The organism is Micromonospora sp. NPDC023633, assembly GCF_040640035.1.
Classification (GTDB): Bacteria; Actinomycetota; Actinomycetes; order Mycobacteriales; family Micromonosporaceae; genus Micromonospora.
The window spans coordinates 1-1,777 of the sequence record NZ_JBFABB010000273.1; the positions used below are offsets into that span (position 1 = coordinate 1).

The following is a 1,777-nucleotide window of genomic DNA, read 5'->3' on the forward strand; positions in this document are numbered from 1 at the left end:
GCGGGGCCTGGACCTGGCGCCGGCGCCGCCGGCCGGTCGCCGCGGCCCTCTCCGGCGAGGGGCCGGGGACGGTCTACCCGCGCCCGGCCGCGCCGCGCCCCGAACAGATCCGCCGCAAGCCGTCCGTCTGGTTGATCGTGCCGGTGGCCGCCGCGGTGCTCGCCGGCACGGTGGGCACCGCCGCCTGGACGGCCACCCGCCAGGTCGCCGCCGTCGACACCGACAGCCAGCCCACCGGCGGCGCGTGGGTCGGCCGGGGGGTCAACGGCGCCGTCGGCGAGCCGCTGCGCGAGTCGGCGTTCGAGTTCACCGTGTACCGCGTCGCCTGCGAGCCCGGCGCGGCGGCCCGGCAGTGCGAGGCCACGGTCGGGGTGCGCAACCTCACCCCGGAGCAGCAGAGCTGGCACGGCCGGCTGCAACGGGCGTACCTGCCCGACGGCAACTTCGTGAGCACCGACGAGCAGGCGACGCGGGCGGCCAACCAGGGCCGGGACGTCTTCGCCCAGCCGATGGCGGCCGGCAGCCGAGCGGTGCTGCCGCTGGTCTTCACGGTCGACGGGCAGGCGCCGCCGGAGCAGTTGGAGCTGCGCAGCGGGGTGTTCTCCGCCGGGGTCCGGGTGGACGTGCCCTGACCGGGCGCCGGGCGGCGGTCGTACCCTGGGGTCCGTGACCGCCGCCCTCGCCCCGACCACCGTGCTCGACGCGGCGCGGTGGCAGGCGCGGCGCCGCGCGCACGAGGAGCGGGTCGACGCCTGGCTCACCCCGCACCTGGCGCGCCGCCGCCGGGGCGGGAAGCACCCGGTCGAGGACTTCCTCTTCACCTACTACTCGCACCGCCCGGCCCAGTTGCGCCGCTGGCACCCCGGCGCCGGGGCGGTGCTGCGCGACGCGGACCCGGCCGGGTTCGGCCGGGACTACCGCGCCACCGCCGCCGGGCTCACCCTCGACACCGGGGCGGTACGCGCGCGGCGCGCCGAGTCGATCGGGTGGATCCGGGCGCTGCTGGCGGCGACGGCCGACCGACCGGCGCACCTCGGCTGCTTCGGGATGCACGAGTGGGCCATGGTCTACCGGCAGACCCAGGAGGAGGTACGCCACAACGCCTGGCCGCTGCGGCTCAGCCCCGAGGCGACCGCGGCCGTGGTCCAGGAGCGCGGCGTGCGGTGCAGCCACTTCGACGCGTACCGGTTCTTCACCGCGCCGGCCCGGCCGTTGAACCTGCTCACCCCGACGCGCGAGACCCAGCACGCGCACGAGCAGCCGGGATGCTTGCACGCCAACATGGACCTCTACAAGTGGGCGTACAAGCTCTCCCCGCTGGTGCCGAGCGAGCTAGTCGCGGACGCGTTCGAGCTGGCCCGGGAGATCCGCACGCTGGACATGCGCGCCTCTCCGTACGACCTCACCGCCCTCGGCTACCCGCCGGTGCGGGTGGAGACCGTCGAGGGTCGGCACGAGTACGTGCGGGCGCAGCGGTCGTTCGCGGAGCGCGCCGCACCCCTGCGGGTGCGCCTGGTCGCCGAGTGCGACCGCCTGCTGTCGACCGTGGACGACTGAGCGGGTCCGCTCCGCGCCCCGGGCCGGGGCACCTGACCGCGGGAGGCGGCGGTGCCGGATCGCGGGCTACTCGCCGTCGACGCGGCGGTCGCGCTTGCGCTGTGACCGGCGCTTCTTCTCGGCCAGCCGGCGCTCCTTCGCGCCGCGCGAGGGGCGGGTGGGCCGGCGGGGCGGGGGCGGCGGGGCGGCGGCCTCGCGCAGCAGCGCGGCCAGCCGTTCC

1 protein-coding gene and 2 pseudogenes are annotated in these 1,777 nt (G+C 77.3%); 2 read left to right on the forward strand and 1 reads right to left on the reverse strand.

The window, feature by feature from the left end; all coding sequences use genetic code 11:
- Positions 1 to 632 (forward strand): annotated as a pseudogene (locus AB0G13_RS34630) (hypothetical protein); the annotation flags it as partial.
- A 34-nt stretch (positions 633 to 666) separates the two neighbouring features.
- Positions 667 to 1,557 (forward strand): 3-methyladenine DNA glycosylase, encoded by an 891-nt coding sequence (locus AB0G13_RS34635; protein WP_357883904.1) that lies wholly within the window; start codon positions 667 to 669, stop codon positions 1,555 to 1,557.
- Positions 1,558 to 1,623: 66 nt separating this feature from the next.
- Here AB0G13_RS34635 and AB0G13_RS34640 read toward each other — a convergent pair.
- Positions 1,624 to 1,777: pseudogene (locus AB0G13_RS34640) on the reverse strand (aminoacyl-tRNA hydrolase); the annotation flags it as partial.